Source organism: uncultured Allobosea sp., from assembly GCF_945957345.1.
Classification (GTDB): Bacteria; Pseudomonadota; Alphaproteobacteria; order Rhizobiales; family Beijerinckiaceae; genus Allobosea.
In genome coordinates this window covers 35,564-56,601 of record NZ_CAMFKW010000032.1, presented here as the reverse complement: position 1 = coordinate 56,601, position 21,038 = coordinate 35,564, and the positions used below count along the sequence as shown (strand labels likewise).

The 21,038-nt window shown below is 66.6% G+C and carries 24 protein-coding genes; 21 read left to right on the top strand and 3 right to left on the bottom strand.

Annotated elements, in window-relative coordinates:
• Positions 1 to 18: 18 nt before the first annotated feature.
• From Q0Q36_RS16405 to maiA, 10 genes are read left to right on the top strand one after another with little or no spacing between them, the layout of a single operon-like run.
• Positions 19 to 972 (top strand): branched-chain amino acid ABC transporter permease, encoded by a 954-nt coding sequence (locus Q0Q36_RS16405; RefSeq protein ID WP_293799331.1) that lies wholly within the window; start codon positions 19 to 21, stop codon positions 970 to 972.
• Positions 973 to 978: 6 nt separating this feature from the next.
• Entirely contained in the window at positions 979 to 1,962 is a 984-nt protein-coding gene (locus Q0Q36_RS16400; RefSeq protein WP_293799330.1) for a branched-chain amino acid ABC transporter permease, read from the top strand.
• The gene (locus Q0Q36_RS16395) at positions 1,952 to 2,737 is read left to right on the top strand and encodes an ABC transporter ATP-binding protein (protein ID WP_293799329.1); all 786 of its coding nucleotides are present in this window, start codon (positions 1,952 to 1,954) and stop codon (positions 2,735 to 2,737) included. The genes Q0Q36_RS16400 and Q0Q36_RS16395 overlap by 11 nt, the downstream gene beginning before the upstream one ends.
• A complete protein-coding gene (locus Q0Q36_RS16390) occupies positions 2,730 to 3,443 on the top strand; it encodes an ABC transporter ATP-binding protein (RefSeq protein WP_293799328.1) in 714 nt (237 codons plus the stop codon). Before Q0Q36_RS16395 ends, Q0Q36_RS16390 begins: the two co-directional genes overlap by 8 nt.
• A 33-nt stretch (positions 3,444 to 3,476) precedes the next feature.
• A complete protein-coding gene (locus Q0Q36_RS16385; RefSeq protein ID WP_293799327.1) occupies positions 3,477 to 4,220 on the top strand; it encodes an SDR family oxidoreductase in 744 nt (247 codons plus the stop codon).
• Between the two features lie 10 nt (positions 4,221 to 4,230).
• Positions 4,231 to 5,928, top strand: a complete 1,698-nt coding sequence (locus tag Q0Q36_RS16380; RefSeq protein WP_293799325.1) for an FAD-dependent oxidoreductase — start codon at positions 4,231 to 4,233, stop codon at positions 5,926 to 5,928.
• A 13-nt stretch (positions 5,929 to 5,941) separates the two neighbouring features.
• Complete coding sequence (locus Q0Q36_RS16375; RefSeq protein ID WP_293799324.1) at positions 5,942 to 6,562, top strand: glutathione S-transferase family protein; 621 nt, start codon at positions 5,942 to 5,944, stop codon at positions 6,560 to 6,562.
• A 22-nt stretch (positions 6,563 to 6,584) separates the two neighbouring features.
• A complete protein-coding gene (locus Q0Q36_RS16370) occupies positions 6,585 to 7,415 on the top strand; it encodes an SDR family NAD(P)-dependent oxidoreductase (protein ID WP_293799323.1) in 831 nt (276 codons plus the stop codon).
• Positions 7,416 to 7,428: 13 nt separating this feature from the next.
• Entirely contained in the window at positions 7,429 to 8,199 is a 771-nt protein-coding gene (locus Q0Q36_RS16365) for an SDR family NAD(P)-dependent oxidoreductase (protein WP_293799322.1), read from the top strand.
• Between the two features lie 14 nt (positions 8,200 to 8,213).
• Positions 8,214 to 8,846 carry a maleylacetoacetate isomerase gene (maiA, locus tag Q0Q36_RS16360; RefSeq protein WP_293799321.1) on the top strand — a complete coding sequence of 211 codons (633 nt, stop codon included), beginning with the start codon at positions 8,214 to 8,216 and terminating at the stop codon, positions 8,844 to 8,846.
• 6 nt (positions 8,847 to 8,852) lie between these two features.
• Here the strand turns inward: maiA and Q0Q36_RS16355 are convergent, their stop codons facing one another.
• Complete coding sequence (locus tag Q0Q36_RS16355; RefSeq protein WP_293799319.1) at positions 8,853 to 9,623, bottom strand: LuxR family transcriptional regulator; 771 nt, start codon at positions 9,621 to 9,623, stop codon at positions 8,853 to 8,855.
• A gap of 135 nt (positions 9,624 to 9,758) precedes the next feature.
• The gene (locus tag Q0Q36_RS16350; protein WP_293799318.1) at positions 9,759 to 10,451 is read right to left on the bottom strand and encodes a GntR family transcriptional regulator; all 693 of its coding nucleotides are present in this window, start codon (positions 10,449 to 10,451) and stop codon (positions 9,759 to 9,761) included.
• Positions 10,452 to 10,631: 180 nt separating this feature from the next.
• Here Q0Q36_RS16350 and aroQ (Q0Q36_RS16345) point away from each other — a divergent pair, with 180 nt between their 5' ends.
• A complete protein-coding gene (aroQ, locus tag Q0Q36_RS16345; RefSeq protein ID WP_293799317.1) occupies positions 10,632 to 11,099 on the top strand; it encodes a type II 3-dehydroquinate dehydratase in 468 nt (155 codons plus the stop codon).
• A gap of 33 nt (positions 11,100 to 11,132) precedes the next feature.
• Here the strand turns inward: aroQ (Q0Q36_RS16345) and Q0Q36_RS16340 are convergent, their stop codons facing one another.
• Entirely contained in the window at positions 11,133 to 11,798 is a 666-nt protein-coding gene (locus Q0Q36_RS16340) for a TetR/AcrR family transcriptional regulator (RefSeq protein WP_293799316.1), read from the bottom strand.
• Between the two features lie 223 nt (positions 11,799 to 12,021).
• Between Q0Q36_RS16340 and Q0Q36_RS16335 the strand changes: the two genes are divergently transcribed.
• The 10 genes from Q0Q36_RS16335 to pcaG all read left to right on the top strand — a co-directional run bounded on the left by Q0Q36_RS16335 (position 12,022) and on the right by pcaG (position 21,024).
• The gene (locus Q0Q36_RS16335; protein ID WP_293799315.1) at positions 12,022 to 12,690 is read left to right on the top strand and encodes an amino acid ABC transporter permease; all 669 of its coding nucleotides are present in this window, start codon (positions 12,022 to 12,024) and stop codon (positions 12,688 to 12,690) included.
• A 7-nt stretch (positions 12,691 to 12,697) separates the two neighbouring features.
• On the top strand, positions 12,698 to 13,339 hold the full coding sequence (locus tag Q0Q36_RS16330; RefSeq protein ID WP_293799314.1) for an amino acid ABC transporter permease: 642 nt from the start codon (positions 12,698 to 12,700) through the stop codon (positions 13,337 to 13,339).
• Between the two features lie 50 nt (positions 13,340 to 13,389).
• Positions 13,390 to 14,223: a transporter substrate-binding domain-containing protein gene (locus tag Q0Q36_RS16325; RefSeq protein ID WP_293799313.1), complete on the top strand. Its 834-nt coding sequence runs from the start codon at positions 13,390 to 13,392 to the stop codon at positions 14,221 to 14,223.
• A 65-nt stretch (positions 14,224 to 14,288) separates the two neighbouring features.
• Positions 14,289 to 15,020, top strand: a complete 732-nt coding sequence (locus tag Q0Q36_RS16320) for an amino acid ABC transporter ATP-binding protein (RefSeq protein WP_293799346.1) — start codon at positions 14,289 to 14,291, stop codon at positions 15,018 to 15,020.
• A gap of 29 nt (positions 15,021 to 15,049) precedes the next feature.
• Positions 15,050 to 15,499: a type II 3-dehydroquinate dehydratase gene (gene aroQ, locus Q0Q36_RS16315; RefSeq protein ID WP_293799311.1), complete on the top strand. Its 450-nt coding sequence runs from the start codon at positions 15,050 to 15,052 to the stop codon at positions 15,497 to 15,499.
• An 11-nt stretch (positions 15,500 to 15,510) separates the two neighbouring features.
• Entirely contained in the window at positions 15,511 to 16,575 is a 1,065-nt protein-coding gene (locus Q0Q36_RS16310; protein WP_293799310.1) for a Gfo/Idh/MocA family oxidoreductase, read from the top strand.
• Positions 16,572 to 17,402, top strand: coding sequence for a shikimate dehydrogenase (locus tag Q0Q36_RS16305; protein ID WP_293799309.1), 831 nt, complete (start codon positions 16,572 to 16,574; stop codon positions 17,400 to 17,402). Before Q0Q36_RS16310 ends, Q0Q36_RS16305 begins: the two co-directional genes overlap by 4 nt.
• 13 nt (positions 17,403 to 17,415) lie before the next feature.
• On the top strand, positions 17,416 to 19,323 hold the full coding sequence (locus Q0Q36_RS16300) for a sugar phosphate isomerase/epimerase and 4-hydroxyphenylpyruvate domain-containing protein (RefSeq protein WP_293799308.1): 1,908 nt from the start codon (positions 17,416 to 17,418) through the stop codon (positions 19,321 to 19,323).
• Between the two features lie 281 nt (positions 19,324 to 19,604).
• The gene (gene pcaH / locus Q0Q36_RS16295; protein ID WP_293799307.1) at positions 19,605 to 20,324 is read left to right on the top strand and encodes a protocatechuate 3,4-dioxygenase subunit beta; all 720 of its coding nucleotides are present in this window, start codon (positions 19,605 to 19,607) and stop codon (positions 20,322 to 20,324) included.
• The gene (pcaG, locus tag Q0Q36_RS16290) at positions 20,308 to 21,024 is read left to right on the top strand and encodes a protocatechuate 3,4-dioxygenase subunit alpha (protein ID WP_367187179.1); all 717 of its coding nucleotides are present in this window, start codon (positions 20,308 to 20,310) and stop codon (positions 21,022 to 21,024) included. Before pcaH ends, pcaG begins: the two co-directional genes overlap by 17 nt.
• Positions 21,025 to 21,038 lie beyond the last annotated feature (14 nt).

Genomic DNA, 21,038 nt, shown 5'->3' with positions numbered 1-21,038 from the left:
CCTGCCTTGTGAGACTGGGTGGCGGTATTCGCGCTGCCGCCCTTCCCTGACCTGAGCATCGGGCCGGATATGGACCTGCAACTCGCGCTGATCTTCCTGCAGCAAGGCATCGCCTCGGGCCTCGTCTCGGGCAGCGTCTATGCCCTGCTGGCGCTTGCCATCGTGGTGATCTTCAAGACCTCGGATGTGCCGAATTTCGCCCAGGGCGAGGTCTTCATGGCGGCGGGCTACGTCGCGCTCTATCTCTTCGTCTTCCAGAAGATGCCGATCTGGGTCGTGCTGCCGGCGACGCTGGTCGTGGCCTTCCTCGCCATGGCGCTGTTTCGCCGCTTCGTGCTCGATCAGGTCGCGAAATCGGCCAAGGACCTCGTCTATTTGGTCATCGCGACGCTCGGCCTGTCCTATGTGCTGAAGGGCCTCGTACGCCGCACCGGCTTCGGCGACACGCCACGCTCCTTCCCGGCACTGGTGCCGACCGATTCCATCATGATCGGCCAGGCCTCGGTGACGATGCTCGATCTCGCGATCTTCGGCACCGCGGTGACGGTGATGGCCGCCTTCTTCTGGATGTTCAACTACACCAAGACCGGCCGCGCCATGCGCGCCGTCGGCATGAATCCCAAGGCCGCCCAGCTCGTCGGCGTCGATCTGCGCCGCTGCCATATGCTGATCTGGGGCCTCTCCGGCGTGATCTCCGCCATAGCGGCGCTATTGATCTCGCCGAAGATCCTGATGACCGCCGATATGGGCTCGATCGTCATGCTCGCCTTCGCGGCGGCGATCGTCGGCGGCTTCTCCAGCCTGCCCGGCGCCGTGGTCGGCGGCTTCGTCATCGGCATCGTCGAGAACATGGTCGGGCTGTTCATCTCGTCGCGCGCCATCGTGCTCGCCCCCTTCCTCGCCATCCTGATCGTGCTCGTCCTGCGTCCGCAGGGCCTGTTCGGTGGGAAGCTGACGATCAAGAAGGTCTAAAGCCGGATGTCGTCACCGCCTCTCGCATCTTCGGCGCCCGTTCGGCGCGCGCTCTCCGGCCCCGCCCTGATCGGGCTCGTGGCGGCCGTGGTCGTGACCGTCGCGCTACCCGTCTTCACCTCGGGCTATGTCGTCTACATCGCCAACCTGCTGCTGGTCTTCGTCGTGCTCTGCCTCGGCCTGCACATCGTCATCGGCGAGACTGGCCAGTTCTCGATGGCCCATGCCGCCTTCTATGGCATCGGCATCTATGCGAGTGCGCTGGCCAACCGCGCGGTCGACCTGCCCTATCCCGTCGCCATGCTGTTCGGCGCGCTCGTCGCCGGCGCTGTCGGCCTGGTCATCGGCGCGCTCGCGCTCCGGATGCGCGACATCTATCTCGCGCTCGCGACCTTCGCCTTCGGCGAGGCCATGCAATGGGTCTTCGCCAACTGGGACAGCGTCACCAACGGCCCGAACGGCCTGCGCATCAGCCCGGCCCGCTTCGGCCCGATCGAAATCCTCAGCGACAAGCAGGCCTATCCGTTCGTGCTGTTCTTCTGCCTCGTGATGATCGGGCTCACCGTGGCGATCTCGCGCTCGCGGCTCGGCCGGTCCTTCCGGGCGGTTCGGGAATCCGAAGTCGCGGCCATGGCGATGGGCATCGACGTGCGCCGCGCCCGCATCGTCTCCTTCGGCCTCTCGGCCGCAATTGCAGGCTTCGCGGGCGGCATGTTCGGCCTGTTCCAGACCTTCATCCACCCAGACAGCCTGGGCTTCCAGACCACGATCCTCGTGCTCACCATGGTCGTCGTCGGCGGGCTCGGCTCGATCGCGGGCGCCATCGGCGGGGCGATCGTGTTCGGGCTGATCTCGGAGGTGCTGCGCCAGGCGCCGCAATACCAGGAGATCATCTACGGCGCGATCCTGATCCTGTTCATGATGTATGCGCCGCGCGGCCTCTTCGCCTTCATCGGCGACCGTATCCGGGAGGCGCGCCATGGCCGGTGAAAGCGCCGCCGCCTTCCTGAATGTCGAGGGGCTTACCATCCGCTTCGGCGGGCTCACCGCCGTCGGCGGGCTCGACATGGCGGTCGCCAAGGGCTCGATCCATGCGCTGATCGGCCCGAACGGCGCCGGCAAGTCGACGACCTTCAACTGCATCTCGCGCTTCTATACGCCGAGCGCCGGGCGCATCACCTATGACGGGCGCGACATCACCCGCATGCCCGCCCGCGAGATGGCGGGCCTCGGCATCGCCCGCAGCTTCCAAAACCTCGAGCTCTTCGGCGAGCTCACCGTCTTCGAGAACGTGCTGATCGGCGCCCATGTCCATGCCGGCCGCTCCTGGCGCGACGCGATCAGCGCCCGCCCGCGTGGCATCGTCGAGCATGTCGATGAGTTGCTGGAGCGCACGGGCCTGACCTCCTACGCCCAGACCAAGGCGCGCAATCTCGATTTCGGTCACCAGAAGATGGTCGAGATCGCCCGCGCGCTCGCCATCCGCCCAAAACTCCTGCTGCTCGACGAACCGGCTGCCGGCCTACGCAACCGCGAAATCGCCGCGCTCGACCGCCTGCTCTGCGAATTGCGCGAGCGCGACGGCCTGACGATCCTCCTGGTCGAGCATGTGATGCAGTTGGTCATGTCGATCTCCGACAGGATCACGGTGCTGAGCTTCGGCACCAAGATCGCCGAGGGCACGGCTGCCGAGGTGCGCGCCCATCCCGCCGTGATCGAAGCCTATCTCGGCCGCGAGGCAGCCCAGGAGGCCGCTCATGGCTGATCTCCTCGAAATCGACGGCATTTCCGCCGCCTATGGCCGCATCCAGGCGCTCTCCGAGGTTTCGCTCAAGGTGCCGGAGGGGGCGATCGTCGCCCTGCTCGGCTCGAACGGCGCCGGCAAGAGCACGACGCTGAACACCGTCTCGCGGCTCGTGCCGGTGACGAAGGGGCGCATCCGTTTCGCCGGCGAGGAGATCCAGTCATGGGCCTCGCACAAGGTCGTCTCGGCCGGCGTGCTGCAGGTGCCGGAAGGCCGCGAGGTCTTCCGCGACATGAGCGTGCGCGAGAACCTCGACATGGGCGCCTATCGCCGCAGCGATGCCGCCGGCATCAGGCGCGATCTCGATCGTGTGTTCGAATATTTCCCCAAGCTGCAGGAACGTCTCCAGCAGAAAGCCGGCACGCTCTCCGGCGGCGAGCAGCAGATGCTGCTGATCGGCCGGGCGCTGATGGCGGGACCGCGCCTGCTGCTGCTCGACGAGCCCTCGCTCGGCCTCTCGCCGGTGCTGGTGCAGCAGATCTTCGCGATCATCGAGCGCTTGAACAAGGACGGGCTCACCATCCTGCTGGTCGAGCAGAACGCGGCGATCGCGCTGGGCTGCTCGACCTATGCCTACATCCTCGAGAACGGCGAGATGGCCCTCGAAGGGGCATCCGCACAACTGCGGCAGGACGACAGCGTCCGCCGCACCTATCTCGGCGGCTGAGCCGGGATGCGCGACACGGACAGGAACCGGCTCATGGCTACGCCGCAGGACAAACCCATCGCCCTCGTCACGGGCGGCGCTCGCGGGATCGGCCGGGCAATCGTCGAGCGGCTCTGTGCCGATGGCTTTGCGGTCGGCATCCTCGACCGCGAAGCTGAGATCGCGACCGCGCTCGTTAAGGAGCTGATGGCGCAGGGTCACAGCGTCTTCTTCGAGCCGGTCGATCTGGCCCATCACGCCGGCCTCGCTGCGCTGGCGGAGCGGCTGCCGGTGGCACAGGCGCTGGTCAACAATGCCGGCATCTTCGAGAACAAGCCGTTCTTCGATCTCGGGGCGAGCGATTTCGGCCGGATGATGGATGTCAACGTCACCGCGCTCTTCCTGCTCTCACAGGCGGTGGCGCGGCGGATGGAAAAGGGCGGGCGCATCGTCAACATCGCCTCGCGCACCTTCCTGGGCGCCCGCAACCACGCGCATTACGTCGCCTCGAAGGCCGCCGTCGTCGGCCTGACGCGAGCGATGGCGATGGAGCTTCTGCCGCACGGCATCGCCGTCAATGCGGTGGCGCCGGGCGGTGTCGCGACCGAGATGGTTGCGAAGCAGTCGGAAGAGGCGCGCGCCGCCCTGCTTGCCCAGCAGCCGACCGGGGCGCTCGCGGCGCCCGAGGATATCGCCAACGCCGTCGCTTTCCTCGCTTCTCCGCGCACCAATTTCATCTACGGCCAGGTCCTGCTCGTCGACGGCGGCAAGTCGCTCGGCGGCGGCATGGGCGGCTGAGGGCATTGCGATGAGCGAGAGCTTCGACGAAATCCGCGACGTCGTCGTGGTCGGCTCCGGCGCCGGCGGGATGTCGGCGGCCATCAGCGCCGCCAAGGCCGGGCTCGACGTGCTGCTGATCGAGAAGAGCGAATATGTCGGTGGCAGCACGGCCGTCTCTGGCGGCGCCATGTGGGTGCCGGAAAACCCGCATGCGGCCAAGGCCGGCCATGCCGATACCCGCGAAGCGGCGATGACCTATCTCGAAGCCGTGCTCGGCAACCGCCTACGGCCGGACCTGATGCGCGCCTTCCTCGATAACGGCCCGGAGATGGTCCGTTTCTTCGAGCGCGAGACGGCGCTGAAATTCGAGGCGCGCGCCTATTCGCCGGACTACCAGCCCGAACAGCCCGGCGCCTCCAAGGGCGGCCGCACGATCGACCCGGCGCCCTATGACGGCAACAAGCTCGGCGCCGATTTCGCCCTGTTGCGCCCGCCGCTGAAGGAATTCACCGTGCTCGGCGGCATGATGGTGAACCGTAGGGATATCGACGCGCTGGTCGGCCGCTTCCGCAATCTCGCGAACTTCAGGCACAGCGCCAAGCTCCTGATCCAGTACGGGCTCGACCGCCTGCGCCATCCGCGTGGAGCGCGGCTGCTGATGGGCAATGCCCTGGCGGGGCGCCTGCTTAAATCGGCGCGGCAGGCGGGCGTCGACATCCGCACACAGACGCCGGCCGGCGCGCTGATCGTGAAGGACGGTGTCGTCATCGGCCTCACTGTCAAGGACCCGCAGGGCGAGCGGCGGATCGGCGCGCGGCGCGGCGTCGTGCTGGCGAGCGGCGGCTTCCCGGCCAATGCAGCGATGCGTGGCGAGCACATGCCGCATGCCGAGGTCCATCGCTCGATGGCGCCGAAGACCGATACAGGAGACGGCATCAATCTCGGTCTCTCGGCCGGCGGCGCCCTGCGCGATGACAATATCGGCGCGGCCTTCTGGACGCCGGTTTCCGTGCTGAAAAAGCCGGATGGCAGCGAGGTGCAGTTCCCGCATCTGATCCTCGACCGGGCCAAGCCCGGCCTGATCGCGGTCGATGGCCAAGGCCGCCGCTTCGTCAACGAGGCGACCTCCTATCATGGTTTCGTCGAGGCGATGCATGCCAGCGGCGCCGTGCCCGCCTTCCTCGTCTGCGACAGTGATTTCCTGCGGAAATATGGGCTCGGTCTTGTCCATCCCGGCCTGAAGACACCGAAAGCCTTCGTCGGAGCCGGCTACCTGTTCGAAGGCGATAGCGTCGCGGCACTGGCCGGACGGATCGGCGTGCCGGCCGCGGCGCTGGCGGAGGCCGTTGCCGGCATGAATGCGGCGGCGCGCTCCGGCACCGATGCCGCCTTCGGCAAGGGTTCGAGCGAGTACAACCGCTATCTCGGCGACCCCAACAATAAGCCCAATGCCTGCCTCGGCCCGATCGCGACCGCGCCCTTCTATGCCGTGAAGGTCTGGCCCGGCGATATCGGCACCGCGACCGGCCTGACCTGCGATCCCCAGGCGCGCGTGCTCGGCCGCAATGAGCAGCCCGTTGCCGGGCTCTATGCCTGCGGAAACGACATGAACTCGATCATGGTCGGCGCCTATCCGGGCGCCGGCATCACGCTCGGCCCCGCGCTCACCTTCGGCTTCATTGCCGGACGGGCGCTCGCCACCGAGCCAGACCGCCTGCCGCGATGAGAAAGGCATTCCGATGAAGCTTTACCAGTCCGCCACTTCACCCTTCGTCCTCAAGGTTCGGATCGCCGCCGCCGAACTCGGCCTGCTCGACCGGATTAAGATGCTCGACGTCTCGCAGGAGTACAAGGCCGGCGGCCCGCTCGCGCGCGAGCAGAATATCATCAAGACCAACCCGCTCGGCCAGGTCCCGACCCTGCTGCTCGCGGACGGCACGACGATCGCCGACAGCCGCGTCATCTGCGAATATCTCGACGGGCTCGGCGGCGGCTCGCTGTTTCCGGTCGAGCCCAAGGCGCGTTGGAACGCCCTGACCGAGCAGAGCTATGGCGACGGCCTGCTCGATGCGGCGCTGGCCGCGCGCTATGAAGGACTGCTGCGCAGCGAGAAGCAGCGCTGGCAGCGCTGGATCGACGGGCAGCTCGCCAAGGTCCATGCCACGCTCGACCTGATAGAGGGCAAGGCCGCCGGCTTCGGCGGGCGCGTCGATATCGGCACGATCACCTTCTATTGCGCGCTTTCCTATCTCGACCTGCGCTTCCCCGACCTGAATTGGCGCGAAGGCCGGCCGCAGGCCGCCGCCTGGTTCGCCAAGCTGTCCGAGCGTCCCGCCTTCGGCGGCCAGAAGCTGGGCTGAGCAGGAACGGCGGGAGGCGGCGATGGGAGCAACTCTCGGGCTTGCCGGTCGGACCGTCCTGATCACCGGCGGCGCCTCAGGCATCGGGCGGGAATGCGCGCTGGCGCTGGCGCGCGAGGGCGCGGCCATCGCCATTGCGGATGCGAACGAGCAAGGCGCCGCCGAGACCGTTCGCGAGATCGAGGCACTTGGTGTCCGTGTCCTCGCCGTCAATTTCGACGTGCGTAATCCCACCGCCACCGAAACGGCGGTCGAGGCGATCGAGCGCGATCTCGGCCCGCTCGACGGGTTGATCACGGCGGCCGGTATTTCCCGCCCTGCCCCGGCGACCGAACTCGCTTCGGAGAGCTGGGAGGCCGTGATCGGCGTCAACCTCTCCGGCACCTTCTATTCCTGCCAGGCGGCGGGCCGACGCATGGTCGCGCGCGGGCGCGGCGCCATCGTCACGATCGGCTCGGTCTCCTCGCTCGGCGGCCAGTCCGGCCGCGCGCATTACTGCGCCTCGAAGGCCGGCGTCGTCGGGCTGACGCGCGACCTCGCGGTCGAATGGGGCTCGCATGGCGTCCGCGTGAACTGCATCGGCCCGAGCGCGACCGATACCCCGATGATACGCCGCGGCATCCCCGAGAGCTTCGTCTCCGGCGTGATGGAGGATCGCACGCCGCTCGGGCGTCTGGCCCAGCCTTCCGAGATTGCCTCGGTCTGCCTGTTCCTGCTTTCGGACCTCGCGAGTTACGTCAACGGCGCTCTGATCATGGCCGATGGCGGCGTTTCGGCCGGCTTCTTCACGCGCGGCCATGGCCGCGATTTCTCGTCCAAGGCCCTGCTCGCGCAGGGCGTCTACAGCGAATGAACCGGAGACCGACATGAGCAAGCTCGCCCTCGTCACCGGCGCCGGCCGCGGCATCGGCGCGGCCATCGCCCATAAGCTCGCGGCCGATGGCTGGCGCGTCGCCGTCTGCGACCTGACGCAGGAGCCAGCGGCAGCGGTCGCGGCCACCCTGCCCGGCTCCGGCCATAGCGGCTGGGCGATGGATGTTTCCAATGAGGCTTCCGTCGAGGCGGTGTTCGACGCGGTCGAGGCCGCTCATGGCCCCGTCACCGGGCTGGTCTGCAACGCCGGCGTTCTCCTGATGGCGGCCGATGGCGAGCGGCCGACCATCTTCGACATGACGCTCGACGACTGGGAGAAGACGCATGCCGTGAACACGCGCGGCGTCTTCCTGAGTATCCGCGCCTATGCCCGTCGCCGCCGCGCATTGCCGGTCGAAGGCGGGCGGGTCACCACGACGAGCTCGGTCGCGGCGGAGCTTGGCGGCTATCGCGGCTCGGCCAGCTACATCTCGTCGAAATCCGCGATTCTCGGCTTCACCAAGGCGATGGCGCGTGAGCTCTCGTCACTCGGTATCACCGTGAATTGCGTGGCGCCCGGCGTGATCGACGCGCCGATGCTCGCTGCGGCGACGCCGCGTTCGGCGACGCCGGGCTCGATGGATGCGCTGGCGCAGGCCGTTCCGCTCGGCCGGCTCGGCACGCCGGAGGATATTGCCGGGGCGGTGTCCTTCCTGCTCTCGGAGCAGGCCTCCTACGTCACCGGCGCGACGATCGACGTCAATGGCGGCTACCGGATGGCCTGACGAGGAAACCCGACATGATCCTGCACGGCTATTTCCGCTCCTCCGCCGCCTGGCGCACGCGGATCGCCTTCAACCTGAAGGGCGTGACACCGCAGAGCGTGACACACAATCTGCGCGACGGCGCCCAGAACGAGCCCGCCTATGCGGCGATCAATCCGCAGAAGCTGATCCCGTCACTGGAGCTCGACGACGGCACGGTGCTCACCCAATCGCTCGCGATCATCGGCTGGCTCGATCGCGAGGTGCCTGAGCCGCCGCTCTTTCCGGCTGCCAATGCCCTACGCGCCCGCGTCGAGGCCTTCGCGCTGGTCATCGCCTGCGAGACCCACCCCTTCCAGAATCCGAAGATCCAGAAGCGCCTGCGCGCCAAGAGCTTTTCGGAAGCCGACGTGCAGGATTGGCTCGCTGTTGCGATGAACGAGGGCCTAAGCGCCTGCGAAAAGCTGATCCAGGACCAGCCCGGCCCGTTCTGCTTCGGCGGTGCGCCGACGCTTGCCGATATCTGCCTCGTGCCGCAGATCGGTAGCGCGCGACGTTACGGGATCGACCTTGCGCCTTATCCGAAGCTCGTCGCGATCGACGCCCATTGCGCCACCCTGCCCGCCTTCATGGCGGCAAGGCCCGACCAGCAGTCGAACGCGATCTGAGCCGGCTCACATCAGGATGCGCATCAGCTCGTTCTGCGAGGAGATGCCGAGCCTCGCATAGGCGCGCTTGCGATAGGTCAGCACGGTATTGATGCCGACGCCGAGTTCGAGCGCGATGCCCTCCGAGGTCAGGCCGGCGGCGACGAGCGCGCAGACATCTCGCTCGCGCTTTGACAGGCCGGGCGCAGCCTTCTCCAACCGGGCGTGGAAATCCCGCGCCGCCGCCGGCTTCGTCACCTCGTAGTGGCGCCAGAGCGCCGCCATCAGAAACGGCGCGCTCTCGACGAGATTGTCGATCTCCGCTTCGCTGAAGCTCTCCTTGCGGCGGCGATAGATACTGAGCCGCATCGTGCCGGCCTCGCGACGCTGCAGCAGCGAGAAGCGCTCCGACAGCCCGACCGAGAGATAGCATTCGCTGCGATAGGCGGAGCTTTCGATGTCGCCCGCCTTCATCCGCACGCCCCAGCAATCGGCCTCATCGCCCTCGTCGAGCGGGATCGTGTTGGCCGGATCGGCGCGCCAGTGCCGCGAGACGTAGCGGCGTGCGATCTCGAGCGCCGGCTGTCCAGAAGTATAATGGTTCTCGGCCAGCAGCGTGTGGATCTCGCCATCCGGAGCCGCGACGAAGGCGGTGACGATCTCCGTGCCGGTGAAGCGCCGTGCGATGTCGAACAGGCCGCTGGAAAAATCGGAACGGCCGACGCTTTCGATCACGCGCGGCATGGTCGCCAGGATACTGCGCGCCGCCAAGGCCTGCTGGATGGCCACAAGCTGCATTCAAACCTCCCGCCGGCCCCTCTTTCAGCCCGGCACGGAGCCGGTGGCGGAGGCCGTTTCAGCCTTCCAGCGTTAACAGTATCCAACTTCGCATGCAAACTTTCGGATGAGACGAGACTGGCTTCTGCGCCGGCTTCAGCCGACCAGCCCGCGCTCCAGTGCCGTGTCGATGCAGCCATGAATATGGCCATGCAGCTGCCGCTGCGCCTCGGCCGCGTCGCGGCGCAAGGCACAATCGAGCAAGGCTTTGTGGTCTTCGGTCGAGGTCGGCCCCCAGAAGATGAAGAAGACCATCTGATAGCGCAGATAGCGGTCATAGATACCGGCATGGAGATCGAGCAGCGCCTTGGAGCCGCAGGCCGAAACCAGCGCCTGATGAAACTCGAAATCGTAGCGCTTCCAGGCTTGCGTGCCGGTTTCGTCGCCCGCGAGCAGGCGCTGCTCCATGCGGGCGAGCTTGTGATGGGCGGCGACGACACGCCCCTCCCATTCGACATCGCCGGCTTGGAAGGACTGCGCCAGGGCGTTGCTTTCGATCAGCAGGCGCAGGTCGGCGAGCTCCTTCAGGTCCGTCGCCGAACAGGGCGCGACCTGGAAGCCGCGCTGCCCTTCGGCCACGACGAGCCCCTCCGGCGCCAGCCGGTTCAGTATCTCGCGCAAGGTGCTGATGCCGACGCCATAAACCGATTTCAAACGATCGAGCGGGAGGCGCTGGCCGGGCTGGAGCACGCCGAAGATGATGTCGTGCTTGATGCGCTCATAGGCCTGCTCGCCGGTCGAGAGAACCGGGATCTCCTCGCCGCCGATTTCGAATGCCGCGTCCGTCATGGAGCTCCCTACCCTCACGCCTTCCTGTCAGGCGACAAGGCTGCTCGCAAGCTTGATGCTCATGCTCGCATAAATCAACTGACGATCGATGAATTATCAGTTGATCTCTGTTTCGTCTTGTATCACGTTCCACTCACGAATTGCGAGCGAGGCCGTCAGAGCTTAGCCTGGGAGGGTGTCATGGCGGACAAGGAAGCAGCGGCATCACGCCGGATTTTCATCCTGAACGGCCCTAACCTGAACCTGCTCGGACAGCGCGAGCCGCAAATCTACGGCTCGACCACGCTTGCCGAGATCGGCGAGCGTTGCGAGGCGAAGGCGCGCTCGCTCGGCTTCTCGGTCGATTTTCGCCAGACGAATTTCGAGGGCGAGTTGGTCGAGAGCGTGCAGCAGGCGCGGCAGGAAGCCTGCGGTATCATCATCAACCCGGCCGGCTACAGCTTCACCTCGGTTGCGCTGCTCGACGCGCTCAAGATGTTCGAAGGCCCGAAGATCGAGCTGCACATCTCGAATGTGCATGCGCGCGAGAGCATCTATCACAATTCCCTGGTCTCGCGGACCGCGACCGGCATCATCATCGGGCTCGGCGCTGCCGGCTACGAGCTCGCGATCCAGGCGATGGCCGGCCTCGTCGCGGCCCGGGGCTGAACGGTGCCTGCGCCTGCCCTGCCCCACCAGACCTCAGACACGCAACATCCGCAGCAGCGTATCGATGGCAGCGGCGCGGCGCCTGACCAGCGCTTCAGGCGCGCCCATGTCATGGCCGAAGACCTGGCGGATGCTGGCACGGTTGGAGACGTTGTAGAAGGCGAGCGCGCTGATCGTCAGATGGATGTCGAGCGCCTCGATTCCGGGCCGGAACAGCCCCGCCGCGACGCCGCGCTCATAGGCTTCGCGGATCATGTCGATGGCAGAGAGGTTGAGCGTCGCGATCCGGTCGGAGGTCGCGAGATGGCGGGCATGGTGGATGTTCTCGACCATGACGAGCCGCACGAAATCCGGGTTCTCGGCGTGATAGTCGAAGGTGAAGCCCGCCAGCAGCGTCATCGCTTCGACCGGCGGCAGGCTGGCGATATCGAGGCTGCGCTCGAAGCCGCGGATGCGTTCGTACATCTCCTCGAGGACGGCGCGGTAGAGACCCTCCTTGTCCCCGAAATAATAGTAGATCATCCGCTTGCTGGTCGCGGTCCGCGCCGCGATCTCGTCGACGCGCGCGCCGCTCAGGCCGTTCTCGACGAATTCCTCCTTCGCCACAGCCAGGATGTTGCGGCGGACGCCCTCCGGGTCCTGCGTCCAGGACGCCGGCTTGCGGCCCGTTGTCTTCGACGCAGACGCTGCCTTGCTCATGCTTCACCCGCAGGAGGCCGGCTCGAAAACCGGGCCGAACGCACTGAAATGGACAAGGCGGTTAATTGCCCTTGACCAAATGAACTGATTGGTACATTTAACATGTCGTCGGCATAGCGCAAGCCGGCAAGCCTGAAGGCCAAGGCACCCGATGAGAGGTGCCGCGACTGCAGACGGAAACCGGATCGACCCCATCGAGAATGGTCGGCCGCTAGGGAGCGCCATGAACTACCAGCTTGATTTCACGCCGGTGATCGACGGGCTGCCCGCGCTGCTGATGGGCTGCCTCGGGACGTTCCTGCTGGCGCTCGCGGGGATGGCGCTGGCCATCGTCATCGGCGTCGGCGGCGTCGTCCTGCGCGACTCCAAGATCGCGCCGGTGCGCTGGCTGGTGAAGGCCTTCGTCGAGATCATCCGCAACACGCCCTTCCTGGTCCAGATCTTCTTCATCTATTTCGCCCTGCCGCTGGCGGGCCTGAGGCTCGACCCGACGCCGACGGCGATCATCGCGCTCGGCATCAATGGCGGCGCCTACGCGATCGAGATCATCCGCGGTGGCGTCCAGTCGATCGGCAAGGGCCAGATCGAGGCAGGGCTGGCGCTCGGCCTGCACAAGGCCCAGGTCTTCCGGCTGATCGTGCTGAAGCCGGCGCTGAGGGCGATCTTCCCCTCGCTCACCAGCCAGTTCGTGCTGCTGACGCTCACCACCTCCATCGCCTCGGCGATCTCGGCTTACGAGCTGACCTCGGTGGCCCAGCGGATCGAGTCCGACAGTTTCCGCTCCTTCGAGGTCTACGGCACGATCACGCTGTTCTACCTCGTGATCTCCTGGGTGATGATGCGCTTCTTTTCGGCGATCTCGACCCGCTACTTCAGCTATCCGGTGAAGTGAGGGCGCGATGGGATCGAACGAATTCCTCTTCCTGCTCACCGGCCTGAAATGGACCGTGCTGCTCTCGCTCGTCGGCTTCGTCGGCGGCGGCGTGTTCGGGCTCGCGATCGCGCTGATGCGCGTCTCCGGCCGGCCGCTGATGGAGCGCATCACCTCCGGCTATATCGCGCTGTTCCAGGGCACGCCGCTGCTGATGCAGCTCTTCGTGGTCTATTACGGGCTGGCGCTGGTCGGGCTGAAGCTCGATGCCTGGATCGCGGTCGCGATCGGCTTCACGCTGCATGCCAGCGCCTATCTCGGCGAGATCTGGCGCGGCTCGATCGAGGCCGTGCCGAAGGGCCAGACCGAAGCCGCCAAGGCGCTGAGCCTGAACTACGTCTCCCGCATGCGCGACGTCATCCTGCCGCAGGCGATCCGCATCTCGCTGCCGGCGACGGTCGGCTTCCTGGTCCAGCTGATCAAGGGCACCTCGCTTGCCGCCATCGTCGGCTTCACCGAGCTGACGCGGGCCGGCAACATCGTCTCGAACCAGATCTTCCAGCCGCTCCTCGTCTTCGGGATCGTCGGCGTCCTCTACTTCCTGCTGTGCTGGCCGCTCTCGCTCTACGGCTCGCATCTGGAGCGCCGCATGGCCATCGCCGCGCGCTGACCCCGTTCACCGCCTGAACCAACCACCAATCACAACAGAGGGAGAGAAACATGACGAAGATGAAGACCACCCGCCGCAGCTTGCTCATCGCCGGCGCTGCAGCTCTGGCGATGCCCGCCCTGCTCGGCAGCCCGGCACAAGCGGTCACCCCGGCCGAGATCAAGGCCAAGGGCAAGATCGTCGTCGGCATCCAGGGCGACAATCCGCCGTGGGGCTTCGTCACCAGCGCCGGCAAGCAGGACGGGCTTGATGCCGATATCGCGACGCTCTTCGCCAAGGAGCTCGGCGTGCAGGTCGAGTTCGTGCCGCTCGAGGTCAATAACCGCATCCCGGCCCTGACCACCGGCCGCGTCGACGTGCTGTTCGCGACCATGGCGATGCTGCCCGAGCGCGCCAAGGCCGTGCAGTTCTCCAAGCCCTATGTCGCCAACACCATCGTGTTCATCGGCCCGAAGAAGGACAAGATCACCACGAACGAGGACATGGGCCGCTACACGATCGCCGTCGCCAAGGGCGCCGCGCAAGACACGCAGGTGACCAAGAACGCGCCCGCCAGCACCACGATCCGCCGCTATGACGGCGATGCGCCCTCGATCCAGGCACTGGTCTCCGGCCAGGTCCAGGCGATCGGCGGCAACATCTTCTACATGCAGCGCATCGAGCAGGCCCGCCCCGGCGAGTTCGAGAACAAGCTCGAATTCCAGAACCTCTACAACGGCGCCTGCACCCGTCTCGGCGAGAAGGAGATCAACGCCGCGATCAACACCTTCATCGACAAGATCAAGGCCAATGGCGAGCTGCAGAAGGTCTACGACAAGTGGATGAAGGTGCCGGTGCACAAGTTCCCGGACAGCCTCGAAGGCATCACCTTCACCGCGAGCTGATCGCGCAAAACGAGGTCAGGGCCATGAACCAGCCAGCCGTCCAGAACCCCGCGCCTGCGGTCACCATGATCGCCATGACGCATGTCGAGAAATGGTATGGCGAGTTCCAGGCCCTGACCGATATCAACCTGACGGTCCGCAAGGGCGAGCGCATCGTGCTCTGCGGGCCGTCAGGTTCGGGCAAGTCCACCCTGATCCGCTGCATCAACCATCTGGAGAGCTATCAGAAGGGCGAGATCCGGGTCGGCGGCACGCGACTTGGAGACGATGCGAAGACCATCGACGCGGTGCGCCGCGAGGTCGGCATGGTCTTCCAGCATTTCAACCTGTTCCCGCACATGAGCGTGCTGGAGAATTGCATGCTGGCGCCGATGCGCTCGCTTGGCGTGAGCAAGGGGGAAGCCGAGGCCACCGCGCGCCAACTGCTCGGCCGGGTGAAGATCCTCGAGCAGGCGGAAAAATACCCGGCCCAGCTCTCGGGCGGCCAGCAGCAGCGCGTCGCCATCGCCCGCGCGCTCTGCATGAAGCCCAAGGTCATGCTGTTCGACGAGCCGACCTCGGCGCTCGACCCCGAGATGGTCAAGGAGGTGCTCGACACCATGATCGGCCTCGCCGATGAGGGCATGACCATGATCTGCGTCACCCACGAGATGGGCTTCGCCCGGCAGGTCGCGAACCGCGTCATCTTCATGGCCTCCGGCGCCATCGTCGAGGAAGCGCCGCCGGAGGAGTTCTTCCACAACCCGCGCCACGAGCGCACCCGCAAGTTCCTCGGCGAAATCCTCAGCAAGCACTGACCATCGGTTCTTTAACAACGGATTCTGTGATGTCCCGCCTCGTCTATGTCCTCAACGGTCCGAACCTGAACCTGCTCGGCAAGCGCCAGCCGCATATCTACGGGCACGAGACGCTCGCCGATGTCGAGCGCGACTGCCGCAAGCTCGCCGAGGAGCTGAAGCTGGAACTGCGCTTTCACCAGTCCAACCGCGAATACGAGCTGATCGACTGGATCCACGAGGCGCGCGAGGACTGCGCCGGGATCGTCATCAACCCGGCCGCCTTCACGCATACCTCTGTCGCGTTGCTCGACGCGCTCAACACCTTCGAGGGGCCGGTGATCGAGTGCCATATCTCGCAGGTCCATAAGCGCGAGGCGTTCCGGCACCATTCCTATGTCTCGCTGCGCTCCGACGGCGTCATCGCCGGCTTCGGCACGCAGGGTTATCAGCTCGGCTTGCGACGCATCGCCAAGCTCATCGACGAAAAAGCCGCGTGAGGACCGCCCCGATGGCTCCGGTGAAGATCGCGGTGATGGGAGCGGGCCTGATCGGCAAGCGCCATGCCGCCCATATCGGGGCCGCGCCCGGCGCCGTCCTCTCGGCGATCATCGATCCCGCACCGGCCGGCAAGGCCTTTGCCGAGGAGATTGGTGTCGCCTGGTATCCGGGTTTCGACGCCCTCCCCGCCTCAGGGAAACCTGACGGCGTCATCGTCGCGACGCCGAACCAGCTTCATGTCGCCAACGGGCTGGAGCTGGTCGCGGCCGGCGTGCCGATGCTGGTCGAGAAGCCGCTGGCCGACAACGTCGACAGCGCCCGCGAGCTGGTTCATGCGGCCGAAGGGGCGAATGTGCCGCTGCTCGTCGGACATCACCGCCGCCATAACCCGATGATCCGGAAGGCGCGAGAGGCGATCGATGCAGGAAGGCTCGGCCGCGTCCTGACCCTCAACGGCCAGTTCTGGCTGGTCAAGCCGGACGATTATTTCGACGTCGACTGGCGCCGTCAGGAGGGCGCCGGGCCTGTCCTGATCAACCTGATCCACGATATCGACCTGTTCCGCTATCTCTGCGGCGAGATCGTCGGGGTGCAGGCGCTGAGCTCGAACGCCGTGCGCGGCAACCCGGCCGAGGAGACTGCCGTCGCGATCCTGCGCTTCGCCAATGGCGCGCTCGGCACGGTCAGCGCCTCCGATACGGTCGTGTCGCCCTGGAGCTGGGAGCTGACGACCGGCGAGAACCCGGCGTACCCGCAACAAGATCAGTCCTGCTACCAGATCGGGGGCACGCATGGTTCGCTGACGATTCCGGCGCTTGAACTCTGGAGCCACACAGACAAGCGGGGCTGGTGGGAGCCTCTCAAACGCGAGCGCATCCCCTTCGTGCCCGAGGACCCGTTGCAGGCGCAAATCCGGCATTTCTGCGCGGTGATCCGCGGCGAGGAGGAACCGCTCGTCTCCGGGCGCGAGGGATTAGCGACGCTTGCCGTGATCGAAGCGGTGAAGCAGGCGGCGCGTACGGGTGCTCCGGTCGAGATCGCCCCCGAGCCTGCTCCGGCGAGGGCCGGCGCATGATCAAGGGCACGACACGGCTGATCGGCCATCTCGGCTATCCGACCGAGAGCTTCAAGGCGCCGATGATCTACAACCCTTATTTTCAGCGCGAGGGAATCGACGCCGTCGTCGTGCCGATGGGCTGTCGCAGCGAGGACTACCCGGACTTCCTCAAGCTGTTCTTCCGGCTGTCCAACGCCCATGGCGCGCTGGTGACGATGCCGCACAAGGTCACCACGACCGGGCTCGTCGATGTGCTCTCGCCGACGGCGGCTATCGCTGGCGCCTGCAATGCTGTGCGCCTGGGAGCGGATGGCCGGCTCAGCGGCGACATGTTCGATGGCGAAGGCTTCGTGCGCGGCGTGCTGCGCAAGGGATATAAGCTCGATGGCGCCCGCGCGCTCGTCGTTGGCGCCGGTGGTGTCGGCTCGGCGATCGCCGCCTCGCTGGCGAAGGCCGGCGTCGCAGAGCTGGGCCTGTTCGACACGCAAGCAATGAACGCCGAGGAACTCGGGCAGCGGCTCACTGCGCATTACCCTGCCCTTCGCGTCGCCACTGGCTCGAACGACCCAGATGGCTTCGACCTCGTCGTCAACGCGACCCCGCTCGGCATGAAACCGGGCGACCCGCTGCCGGTCGACATCTCCCGCCTGCCCGCCTCCGCCTTCGTCGGCGAAGTGGTGATGGCGCAGGAGATCACGCCGTTCCTCGCCGCGGCGCGGGCGCGGGGATGTGCCGTGCAGGTCGGCACCGACATGCTGTTCGAGCAGATTCCCGCCTATCTCGAATTCTTCGGCCTGCCTACGACCACGGCGGAGGATTTGCGCGCCGTCGCGCGACTGGCTTGAGAGGAGGCATTCTATGATTCCATCGATTGCCACGGTCTGCGTTTCCGGCACGCTTCATGAGAAGCTGGAGGCCATCGCGGCTGCCGGGTTCACGGCGGTGGAGATTTTCGAGAACGACCTGATCGCCTTCCCCGGTTCGCCGGCGGAAGTCCGGCGCATCTGCGCCGATCTCGGGCTGACCATCGTGACCTGCCAGCCCTTCCGCGATTTCGAGGGCATGCCGGAGGGGCGCCGCCAGCGCGTCTTCGACCGGGCCGAGCGCAAGTTCGATCTTTTGCAGGAGCTGGGCACGGATCTGCTCTTCGTCTGCTCCAGCGTCTCGCCCGAAGCCTTGCCGGGCATCGACCGGCTCGCCGCCGATTTCGCCGAACTCGGCGAGCGGGCCGGAAGGCGGGGCCTGCGTGTCGGCTACGAGGCGCTGGCCTGGGGACGGCATGTCTTCGACTATCGCGACGCCTGGGAGATCGTGCGCCGGGCCAACCGGCCGGAAGTCGGGATCGTGCTCGATTCCTTCCATATCCTGGCGCGCGGGCTCGATCTTGCTGCGATCGGCACGATCCCGCGCGACAGGATCGCGATGGTGCAGATGGCCGATGCGCCACTGCTGCAGATGGACCCGCTCTCCTGGAGCCGGCACTGGCGCTGCCTGCCCGGCCAGGGCGATCTCAACCTCTCCGGTTTCATGCGCGCGCTGGCCGCGACCGGCTATGACGGCGTGCTCTCGCTGGAGATCTTCAACGACCGCTTCCGCGCCGGCTCAGCCCGCTCCGTCGCGCTCGACGGCCATCGCTCGCTGATCTGGCTGCTCGACGAGACCGCAAGGCAGGTCGGCAAGCCGGTGCCCGGCGCCGTGCCGATGCCGCCGCCCGCCCCGGTCGAAGCGGTCGAGTTCATCGAGTTCACCGTGTCGGAAGCCGAGCGGCCGGGTTTCGAGCGGCTGCTGCGGGCGCTCGGCTTTGCGCGAACCGGGGCGCATCGCTCCAAGGATGTCGATCTCTGGCGCCAGGGCGATATCCGCATCGTGCTCAACAGCGAGGCCGACGGCTTCGCCCATAGCTACCAGATCACCCATGGCACCTCGGTCTGCGCGCTGGCCCTGCGCGTGCCGGATGCGCAGGCCTCGATCGCCCGCGCCAAGGCCCTGCTCGACGTGCCCCATGCCGGCGCGATCGGGCCGGACGAGCTCGACATCCCGGCCGTGCGCGGCCTCGGCGGCAGCCTGCTCTATTTCCTCGACCAGGCCTCGGCGCTCGGCCGCTGGGCCGAGGTGGATTTCGAGGCGACCGGCGAAGCCTCGGACGATGCCGGGCTCACCGGTGTCGACCATGTCTCGCAGAGCATGCAGTACGAGGAGATGCTGACCTGGCTCCTGTTCTATTCCTCGCTGTTCGAGACGCGGAAGATGCCGACGCAGGCCGTGCTCGACCCCGGCGGCGTGGTCCAGAGCCAGGTCATCGAAAGCGGTCTCGACGGCAGGAACGGCCATGGCTTGCGCCTCATCCTCAACGGCTCGCAGAGCCACCGCACGCTCTCGGCCCGCTTCATCACCGATTTCTTCGGCTCGGGCGTGCAGCATATCGCCTTCGCGACCGACGACATTGCCGCGACCGTCAAGCGGCTGGTTGCGAATGGCGTCGCCATGCTACCCATCCCCGAGAACTATTATGACGACCTCGAGGCCCGCTCGGACCTGACGGCGGAGGAGATCGACGCGATGAAGGCGCTGAACATCCTCCATGACAGCGATGCCGGCGGCGCCTTCCGTCAGGCCTATACGCAGACGCTGGATGGCGGCCTGTTCTTCGAGATCGTGCAGCGCGACGGCTATGCCGGCTATGGCGCGGCCAATGCCGGCATCCGGCTCACCGCGCAATCCAGGCTCGCGCGGCCGATCAGCGTTCCCGCGCCGAGCCATGGCTGAGAGCCTCTAACAAAACCCGGAGGGGTCTCGATGGGCTTTGGAGGAGACGGATGCCAGGAGTAGCGCGCAGCCGATATCTTTCGATACCGGCAAGTCGTTCCGACGCCGCAGGCGGCCCTCCAAAGCCCACCTTCGGCGCCGGGAATTCGACCGCCCGCGGCGTCGCGGCGCTTGCCGATACCAACGGTATCGGCTTCACCCCGCTCCTGGCGGAGCGGACGAATTGCCAGCGTCGAGACCCCTCCGGGTTTTGTTAGAGGCTCTAAGGAGAGATAAGCCGCATGAGCCGCCTGATCCTTCCCTATGCGGGGCTCGACGCCGGGCAGCCGGCCTCGCTCTCCCCGGATTATCGCTCGACCGTGGCGCGCAGCCCGCGCCAGGCCCCGATCGCGATCCCGCAGACGCTGACCGAGGTGACCGGGCCGACCGACTGGTCGCGCCTGATGGGCCCGGCCATGGCCGACCTCACCACCCAGCACAAGGGCGAGCCGCAGGGCCAGCGCATCGTCGTGACTGGCCGCGTGCTCGACGAGGAGGGGCGGCCCGTGCCGAACACGGTCGTCGAGATCTGGCAGGCCAACGCCGCCGGCCGCTACATCCACGCCAAGGACGACTGGCCGGCGCCGCTCGACCCGAACTTCACCGGCGTCGGCCGCGTGATCACCGACGCTGAGGGCCGCTACCGCTATGTCACGATCCGGCCCGGCGCCTATCCCTGGGGCAATCACAAGAACGCCTGGCGCCCGGCCCATATCCATCTCTCGCTGCTCGGCCCGGCCTTCGCGACGCGCCTGGTCACGCAGATGTATTTCCCCGACGATCCGCTGATCGAGATCGATCCCATCGCGAATGCCGTGCCGATGCCCTATCGCCAGCGCATGGTCTCGCGCTTCGACATCGGCACCACCGAGCCGAACTGGGCGCTGGGCTATGTCTTCGACATCGTGCTCAAGGGCCGCGACCAGACGCCGTTCGAGGACGACCATGACGACGACCACTGACTCTTTGAGCGGGGACTTGGAAACCCGCAACGCCGCGCCGCGGCAGGACAGCCAGGACCCGTCGATCTTCGGCCAGACGCCATGGCAGACGGTCGGCCCCTATTTCCATTACGGCCTGCCCTGGAAGGGCGGCGCCGATCTCGTCGGCCGCTCGGAGATGGGTGCGCGGCCCGATCTGATGCCGCCGGAGCATTTCCTGCTCTCGGGCTCGAATGTCTCGGGTACGCCCGAAGGCGAGGTGATCGCGCTCGCCGGCTGCGTCTACGATGCCGACGGCAAGCCGATCGAGGACGCGATGATCGAGATCTGGCAGGCGAACGCGAACGGCCGCTATGCCAGCCCGGACGATGACCGCGCGGATGTGGCGCTCGACCGGCATTTCGTCGGCTTCGGCCGCGCCTCGACCGACAAGGAGGGCGTCTACCGCTTCCGCACCATCCGCCCCGGCCGGGTGCCCGGCCCCGGCAACAGCTTGCAAGCGCCGCATATCGCGCTCTCGGTCTTCGGCCGCGGTCTGCTGAAGCGTTTGCCGACCCGGCTCTACTTTGCCGACGGCGAGGGCAACGAGACAGACCCGATCCTCGCCCTCGTCCCCGAGCCGCGCCGCCACACCCTGATCGCCCAGCGCAAGCCGGACGGAACCTGGTGGCTCGACATCAACCTCGCCGGTGAAAACGAGACCGTGTTCTTCGATCTATAGGTGAAAGGCGGCCG

Coding starts and splice junctions, on each gene's coding strand:
- Q0Q36_RS16400 (WP_293799330.1), top strand. CDS start 979: ATGTCGTCACCGCCTCTCGCATCTTCGGCGCCCGTTCGGCGCGCGCTC.
- Q0Q36_RS16365 (WP_293799322.1), top strand. CDS start 7,429: ATGAGCAAGCTCGCCCTCGTCACCGGCGCCGGCCGCGGCATCGGCGCG.
- Q0Q36_RS16380 (WP_293799325.1), top strand. CDS start 4,231: ATGAGCGAGAGCTTCGACGAAATCCGCGACGTCGTCGTGGTCGGCTCC.
- Q0Q36_RS16335 (WP_293799315.1), top strand. CDS start 12,022: ATGAACTACCAGCTTGATTTCACGCCGGTGATCGACGGGCTGCCCGCG.
- aroQ (WP_293799311.1), top strand. CDS start 15,050: ATGTCCCGCCTCGTCTATGTCCTCAACGGTCCGAACCTGAACCTGCTC.
- Q0Q36_RS16370 (WP_293799323.1), top strand. CDS start 6,585: ATGGGAGCAACTCTCGGGCTTGCCGGTCGGACCGTCCTGATCACCGGC.
- pcaG (WP_367187179.1), top strand. CDS start 20,308: ATGACGACGACCACTGACTCTTTGAGCGGGGACTTGGAAACCCGCAAC.
- Q0Q36_RS16305 (WP_293799309.1), top strand. CDS start 16,572: ATGATCAAGGGCACGACACGGCTGATCGGCCATCTCGGCTATCCGACC.
- aroQ (WP_293799317.1), top strand. CDS start 10,632: ATGGCGGACAAGGAAGCAGCGGCATCACGCCGGATTTTCATCCTGAAC.
- Q0Q36_RS16320 (WP_293799346.1), top strand. CDS start 14,289: ATGATCGCCATGACGCATGTCGAGAAATGGTATGGCGAGTTCCAGGCC.
- Q0Q36_RS16300 (WP_293799308.1), top strand. CDS start 17,416: ATGATTCCATCGATTGCCACGGTCTGCGTTTCCGGCACGCTTCATGAG.
- Q0Q36_RS16375 (WP_293799324.1), top strand. CDS start 5,942: ATGAAGCTTTACCAGTCCGCCACTTCACCCTTCGTCCTCAAGGTTCGG.
- Q0Q36_RS16340 (WP_293799316.1), bottom strand. CDS start 11,798: ATGAGCAAGGCAGCGTCTGCGTCGAAGACAACGGGCCGCAAGCCGGCG.
- Q0Q36_RS16330 (WP_293799314.1), top strand. CDS start 12,698: ATGGGATCGAACGAATTCCTCTTCCTGCTCACCGGCCTGAAATGGACC.
- pcaH (WP_293799307.1), top strand. CDS start 19,605: ATGAGCCGCCTGATCCTTCCCTATGCGGGGCTCGACGCCGGGCAGCCG.
- Q0Q36_RS16395 (WP_293799329.1), top strand. CDS start 1,952: ATGGCCGGTGAAAGCGCCGCCGCCTTCCTGAATGTCGAGGGGCTTACC.
- Q0Q36_RS16325 (WP_293799313.1), top strand. CDS start 13,390: ATGACGAAGATGAAGACCACCCGCCGCAGCTTGCTCATCGCCGGCGCT.
- maiA (WP_293799321.1), top strand. CDS start 8,214: ATGATCCTGCACGGCTATTTCCGCTCCTCCGCCGCCTGGCGCACGCGG.
- Q0Q36_RS16310 (WP_293799310.1), top strand. CDS start 15,511: ATGGCTCCGGTGAAGATCGCGGTGATGGGAGCGGGCCTGATCGGCAAG.
- Q0Q36_RS16355 (WP_293799319.1), bottom strand. CDS start 9,623: ATGCAGCTTGTGGCCATCCAGCAGGCCTTGGCGGCGCGCAGTATCCTG.
- Q0Q36_RS16350 (WP_293799318.1), bottom strand. CDS start 10,451: ATGACGGACGCGGCATTCGAAATCGGCGGCGAGGAGATCCCGGTTCTC.
- Q0Q36_RS16390 (WP_293799328.1), top strand. CDS start 2,730: ATGGCTGATCTCCTCGAAATCGACGGCATTTCCGCCGCCTATGGCCGC.
- Q0Q36_RS16385 (WP_293799327.1), top strand. CDS start 3,477: ATGGCTACGCCGCAGGACAAACCCATCGCCCTCGTCACGGGCGGCGCT.